The organism is Nocardia sp. 852002-51101_SCH5132738 (assembly GCF_001665695.1).
Classification (GTDB): domain Bacteria; phylum Actinomycetota; class Actinomycetes; order Mycobacteriales; family Mycobacteriaceae; genus Nocardia; species Nocardia nova.
Genome location: NZ_LZML01000072.1, coordinates 1 through 5,955 on the forward strand (window position 1 = coordinate 1; position 5,955 = coordinate 5,955).

The 5,955-nt window shown below is 68.3% G+C and carries 6 protein-coding genes; 2 read left to right on the plus strand and 4 right to left on the minus strand.

Annotation, left to right across the window (positions count from 1 at the left end; translation table 11 throughout):
• Window positions 1–199: 199 nt before the first annotated feature.
• From A5789_RS10955 to A5789_RS10970, 4 genes are all read right to left on the minus strand, one after another.
• Window positions 200–1,378, minus strand: a complete 1,179-nt coding sequence (locus A5789_RS10955) for a hypothetical protein (protein WP_156772996.1) — start codon at window positions 1,376–1,378, stop codon at window positions 200–202.
• A 260-nt stretch (window positions 1,379–1,638) separates the two neighbouring features.
• On the minus strand, window positions 1,639–2,016 hold the full coding sequence (locus A5789_RS10960) for a hypothetical protein (RefSeq protein WP_064927207.1): 378 nt from the start codon (window positions 2,014–2,016) through the stop codon (window positions 1,639–1,641).
• A gap of 109 nt (window positions 2,017–2,125) precedes the next feature.
• The gene (locus tag A5789_RS10965) at window positions 2,126–3,094 is read right to left on the minus strand and encodes a hypothetical protein (RefSeq protein ID WP_064927209.1); all 969 of its coding nucleotides are present in this window, start codon (window positions 3,092–3,094) and stop codon (window positions 2,126–2,128) included.
• Window positions 3,087–4,757, minus strand: a complete 1,671-nt coding sequence (locus tag A5789_RS10970; RefSeq protein WP_197516591.1) for an FtsK/SpoIIIE domain-containing protein — start codon at window positions 4,755–4,757, stop codon at window positions 3,087–3,089. Before A5789_RS10970 ends, A5789_RS10965 begins: the two co-directional genes overlap by 8 nt.
• 156 nt (window positions 4,758–4,913) lie before the next feature.
• Here A5789_RS10970 and A5789_RS10975 point away from each other — a divergent pair, with 156 nt between their 5' ends.
• Both A5789_RS10975 and A5789_RS10980 read left to right on the plus strand, forming a co-directional pair.
• Window positions 4,914–5,666 carry a hypothetical protein gene (locus tag A5789_RS10975; protein ID WP_064927213.1) on the plus strand — a complete coding sequence of 251 codons (753 nt, stop codon included), beginning with the start codon at window positions 4,914–4,916 and terminating at the stop codon, window positions 5,664–5,666.
• Window positions 5,663–5,955, plus strand: a 293-nt coding sequence (locus A5789_RS10980; RefSeq protein WP_156772998.1) for a hypothetical protein, incomplete at its 3' end; no start/stop codon positions are given. The genes A5789_RS10975 and A5789_RS10980, both read left to right, overlap by 4 nt.

The following is a 5,955-nucleotide window of genomic DNA, read 5'->3' on the forward strand; positions in this document are numbered from 1 at the left end:
ACGCGACCGGTATGCGGATGAGCAGTTTCGACGCGATGCCGACCGCCGCCGCCCTCAAGGGCCTGCTGACCGGACTGTTGTTCCCCGAGGAGATACGCTGACCGGATCCAGCACCGCCGAAAACGGCTCGGAGCTTCACGCTCCGGGCCGTTTTCGTGTGTCTGGGGCAATTACCCGGTCTGGCGCTGCTGGGCGCGTATCAGCCTTCTGCGCGGGCGGGGTCGGTCGTGGCGTGTGCGGCCTGGTCGTAGACGGTGGCGCCGGTGGCGTGCATCCACGCCAGGATGCGGGCCAGGGCGTCGGCGTGGGTGTAGTTCGGGGCGGTCACCTTGCCGATGTGCCGGTTGATGAACACTTCCTCGCCCAGCGCGTTCCGGATCTGGGCGTTGGTGCGGCCGTGCATCTTGCGGGCCAGCGCGTCGGATACCCGTCCGCCGCGCGGTTTCGGCAGCTCGGCGCGGGCACCGGTGATCGCCGCGCGCGCCGATCGCAGGGCGGAGCGCAGTTTGCCGAGCTTGTTGAAGTCGGTGACCGCGCGGGCCTGGTCGATGGCGGTGCGGTCGACGCCGGTCAGGGTGCCTTCGTCGTCGCGGCGGGCGATCTCGTCCAGCACGGTGGCGATAGTGCCGATCAGGTCGTCGAACAGCCGGTTGCAGCCATCCAGCGCGGCGGCCAGGTCCGCCGGTGAGTCGCCAGCGCGGTACATCCAGTCGCAGCTGTAGCGGTTGAGGACGTGCTGGGCTTCCCAGATCGACTCCGCGGGCGTGCCGGGCACGATATCGGTGGCCTTGGCCGTGTTCATGCCGCTGGTTCCTGGCGGTACCAGCTGGGTCGTGGGCACCGGTCCTGGCAGCAGGTGCCGCACTCGTTCGCCGGCCTCGGCCGCGGCGTCGCTGGGATCTTGTCCGGGCTGCGGCAGGGTGTGGTCCGGACCGCTCGCGCACCACAGATGCATGCTCGGATACAGCGCCGCCGCGGCTGGGTCGTTGGGCTTCATCAGCTCGGGCAGGGCATCGATCGCCCCCGACGCGAGCGCGGTGCGCTCGGCGTATTGCTGCAGCTCCCACAAGGGTTCGCGGATCCGGGCGTAGACGGTATCGAGCGCCCCTTCCTCGGTGTGGCGGGCGTGGCGGTCCACGGCGCCGGGTGCCCCGTGGTCGGCGGCGAGACCGTGTGCGGTCGCCAGATGCATGCGGGCGGCGGCGATATGGCGGGCCTGCATCACCGCGACCGGCGAGGGCAGCACCGCGGCGGTGAGCCTGTTCAGGTCGTCGGGAGAAGTGGCCTGGTCGAGCTGCCGGGCGGCCTCGCTGTAGGGCTCACCGGTGCGGGCCATCCGTGCCCGAACCTTGGCCTTGCGCGCTTTGTCGCTGGTCATGACCGATTCCTTTCCGCGGCGAAGTCCCCACGCGACTTCGCCGGTACTCACGAATCAGTAAGAGGTGGAAGCGAAGTCGATTCGTTCGCGCGAGGCCGAGCCCCTTGTCCTCGTCCACACCCGGGCGGCGTGGGCGCTCAGGCGGTCGGAAGCGGGCAGGCGCGAGACTGCCACTGCGACAACGGTAAACCCACCCACCGACACAAAACGTGTGGTCATGCAGGCAGCACTCTGGGCCCTTGCGTTCGATATCTTCCCGATCACCGGCGGCCGTCTCGAATCTGATAGATGCGCTCGCGGGACAAGCGCGCCGCGGCGGCAATCTCGCGGACCGGCACCCCTTTACGGATCGCTCGGCGGATCGCGGCATCGCGGTCGTCAAGCGCCGAATCCATGCGCTCCATAGCGTCGGCGATCACGTCCAGATCTTCGAGAGTGTTCAATATGGCCGACCTCTTGGCCGATTCCACGATGAATTCGGCGTGTTCCTCGGAAACCTCTACGTCGGGCTCTTGCCCACCCTCGTAAGCGTCCCGGTAACCCAGCTGGGCGGCATAGGTGGTTGCGATGGTGAGCGCTGGGCCACTGTCGATATCGGCAGTGGCAGTGATCTGCTCCGCAACGTCTCTGATCTGCATAAACAGATTTTGTCAAGCGCGCTACACTCTGTCAAGCGCGCTACAAAATGGCTGGTAGAACCAGGTAAAGGCCCGGAGTGCAGCTCTGGGCCGTTTTCGCGTGTCTGGTTCAGTCCTGGGTGATGGCGAGGATCAGTGTGCGGCCGCCTGCGGTGAGGGTGGTGATGGTCTGGTGCCAGATGGCCGGTTGCTCGCCGGGGTACTGCTCGGTGAGCTCGACATTCCAGATCGAGCCGCCGCCGGCCGGGGCCGGGGTGATGTGTACGCAGTAGCGCACCCCGGGCGGCATCTGATCGATTCCGGCCTGGATGGCGGCGGCGGTGGGGACCGAGGCGTCGGGGGCCACCGAGGCGCGCGCGGCGGCGCCGGATCGGGCGACGTAATAGCCGTGTTCGAACGCCAGGATGGCCGCGGGCCCGTCGCTGGTGCCGCCGGGCCCGGTGCCTGAGGTGTAGTCGGATCCGGTGTGTTGCTCACAGCCTGCGGTCGCCACCGGGGCAGCGGGAGGTGTGGTTTCGGCCCCGGTGGTGGTGGTGCTGGGCGTGGTGGTGGTGGCCAGATTCATCAGTGGGGTCGGGGTGGGTTTCGCGGCGGCTGGGGTGGAGCGCTTGCCTGGTGTCACAACGAAATTCAGGATCAGTGCGCCGAGGACGACGGCCACGCCGAGGCCGATCAGTATCGACCACACCAGGCCACTGCGGCCGCGGCTGTCGACTTCCTCGCGGTCGGCGCGGCGTGGGCTGCGGCGCATGCTGTTTCCCGCGCGGCGGCCGGTGCGATCGATCAGAGCGGGCGCGGACCGGGCACCGTTACCGTCATCGAGGTCCAGGGCGTCGTAGTCGGGCACGTCCCAGCCGGTGACCTCGCCGAATCCGACCGAGGAGGCCGGTTCGGTGTCGGTGTCGTCGAGCCAGTCCTCCCACGCTCCGCGCAGCTGCTCGTCGTCGATGTCGTCGGGTTCGGGTTCCGGCGGCGGCGGGGCCGGTTTGCGTGCGGGCACGCTGGTGCCGGCCACCATCGGCAGGCCGAGGTCGAACGGGTTGTCGGAGTCGCCCACGGGGCGGGCGGGATCACCCATCGAGATCGTTGCTCGAGGAAACCGGATTCGGGGTGTGCTGTTGTCCGCGCACCCCGTTCATGGATCGCAGGCGCGGCGGGCGGGGTGGTGTCTTGCTCCGGACCGGTTTCGGGGTGGATTCCTCTCGTTGGGGTGTAGGTGCTTCGGCCGGTTGCGGGTCCGGGGGTTCGGACGGTTGCGGGCCCGGTTCGGGCGCTGGTGGCGGGGTGGGGGATCGCTTGGCGCGCAAGGCCACTGGGGCGTCGGCGGCGGCGGTGCGGTGGCCGGTGCCGGTGGTGACGGTGGGCAGGGCGGCGGGATTGACGTAGTGGGCGGTGGCTTTGGCGATGGCCCCGGCCTGCGCCGGGCTGGTGAAGGGGTTGCGGAAGCGCAGGAATCCGGGCATTCCCTCGGCGGCCATCACGCCCACGCCGCGGTATTCGTCCTTGAGCAGATCCACCGGGTTGGCGTCGGGGTAGTCGCTGATCGAGGGGCCCAGCGCGGCGATGGCGGATTGGATGGTGCGCACCGCGAAGCAGACGAACGCGGTCAGCACATCGCGGATCGAGCTGGGGATCGCGTCGACGGTGCCTTTCTGGGTGGCCAGTACGGTCACCATCGCCACCGATCGGCCTTTCTTGGCCAGATCCTCGGTGAGCAGGACGTTTTCGGCGGCCAGGGCGTTGCGGCGGCGGATGTCCTCGCTGGCCAGGCCGGTGATGGTCTGGAAGTAGGTGTGGGCTTCGTCGATGACGATGACGATGAGCGGCCATTTCTCGTTGGGGCCGGTGATGATTCGCCCGTTGCGGTCGCGGGTGCGGGCCTCCCACAGGTTGGTCACGCCGAGGGCCTGGCGGATAGTCGAGGATCGCAGCCGCCGCATCTGGACCAGTTCACGCAGCAGGGCGTTGGCTTCGGCCATGTCGTCACCGACGACGGCGAGCAGCCGCGGACCGAGTTCGGCGTAGTCGCCGTCGAGGCCGGCGGCGGTCTTGCCGTCGAACACCACGAACTGCACCGCGCGCGAGGGCGCCAGGCGGGTGATCAGCCAGCGCAGGAACACCGATTTGCCGAATCCGGGGGTGCCGAACACCCCGATGCCACTGGAGTTGGCCAGCCGCAGTTTCACCTGTTCGGCGGCCTCGGACATGCCGATGAACAGGGTTTCCAGCGAGGCCGGCCTCGGTGGGACGGTGGCTTCGGCGGGTTCGGTCAGTGGGTCGGTGTGCAGGGCGCGGATGCGGATCATCCCGGAGTCGGGCTGGCGGACGGTGACCCGTTTCATGCGCCACCGGTTGGCCAGATCACCGGACACGGCGGCGATTTGACGCATGCCGACGGTGGGGATGGTCTCGATGTCGAGGGTGACACCGTGGCGGTCGCAGACGCAGCGGCGGATCGGGGGCGTGGTGATGCGGGCCTGGCGGGACTTGTTGCGGCCGTTGAACGTGTCTGCGGCGGTGGGGGTGCGGTCCTCGAGCTGCAGCGACAGATGGCGGGCCAGCCGTGGCCAGCCGTGGCGGATGCGGGCCGCCGCGCGCAGCGAGGTCCGCATTCCCGGGTCGTGGGTGCGCCAATAGCTGGGACCGAGGCCGAGGCTTTCGGCGGCCAGGTACAGCAGGGACGCGCCGACCAATAGCGCCAGCGCCACACCGAGGACCGGCCACCATGCCGGTGTCGTCATCGCCCAAACCTCCACGTCCGCACCGCATTCTGCTGTTCGCCCCATCGTTGCAGGGCCGGGCCGGGGGCGCATGTACGACATCACGAATCGCCGTTAAGTCGTAAAATCGTGAAGTCGTGTTATCGTTTCTGTGTCCCAACGTTCCGAACGGAGGAGGTGAGCGGCGTGATCCTGGTATGTGTCGGCAAGTCCAGCGCAAAGACCACAGTGGCGATGAACGTGGCGGCCCAATTGGCCATGTCCCCGCCGACGCGACGCCGCGCCAGCAACACCGACGAGAAAGCGAATGTGCTGCTCCTGGACGCCGATCCGCAGGCCTCGGCATCCGAGATCGACGACCACCGCGAGAAGCCGCGGCTGTTCGACCTGCGCGAGTACCCCTCACCGACCATCCACAAGGATCTGCCCGCCCTGGCCGAGGGCTACGACCACGTGATCATCGACTGCCCCGCCGGTGTCGGCCGCCGCGCCAAAGGGATTGCCGATGACCGGATCCGGATCACCCGCTCGGCGATCTTCGCGGCCATGTCCGATGACCACGGCGTGGTGGTGGTCCCGATCATGGCGTCGCTGATGGACGTGTGGGCGGCCGTCAGCGTGATGGATGTGATCGAGCAGGCCCGCGTCCACGCCTCGGCCGCACCGGGCGCCTACTCGCGGGCGGTGCTGCTGATCCGGTGGGACGCCCGCAGTACCAGCGTCAGGCGTGACGCCGACGAGGAATTGACCGATGCGCCGCTGCCGATCCTGTCGACCACGCTCGGCGACCGCAGCGACTTCAGACGGTGCATCAAGTACGGCCTCTCGGTGCTGGAGTACGCGCCGCGCTCGGTGGCCGCCGACGAGATCCGCGCACTGACCACCGAACTTTTGACCATCGCCGGAGAAAGGAAGAACAAGAACCGATGAACGCAGCACGAGGCCAGAAACCGGCCGTGGGAGACGATTTCGTCGACGATGTCGACGAGACGATGGTGAACCCGGCCCAGAGGCCCAAACCCAAGCGCCTCACCTTGGATGTGGCGCCGGATCTCCACAAGAGGCTCAAGGGCACCACCGGCGAGCGCGGCACCACGATCCTGGGTGAGCTCACCGAGATGATGGAGGCCCGCTACCGGGGTGGGCGGTGGCCCGACGACGTGGTCGAACAGGTCAGGGCCCAGATTGCCGCTGAGCAGAGCACGACAGATCAGCCGCC

What these genes read in the sequence shown, in the direction of transcription:
- A5789_RS10955 (WP_156772996.1), bottom strand. Translation starts at nt 1,378, where the DNA reads ATGACCAGCGACAAAGCGCGCAAGGCCAAGGTTCGGGCACGGATGGCC.
- A5789_RS10960 (WP_064927207.1), bottom strand. Translation starts at nt 2,016, where the DNA reads ATGCAGATCAGAGACGTTGCGGAGCAGATCACTGCCACTGCCGATATC.
- A5789_RS10965 (WP_064927209.1), bottom strand. Translation starts at nt 3,094, where the DNA reads ATGGGTGATCCCGCCCGCCCCGTGGGCGACTCCGACAACCCGTTCGAC.
- A5789_RS10970 (WP_197516591.1), bottom strand. Translation starts at nt 4,757, where the DNA reads ATGACGACACCGGCATGGTGGCCGGTCCTCGGTGTGGCGCTGGCGCTA.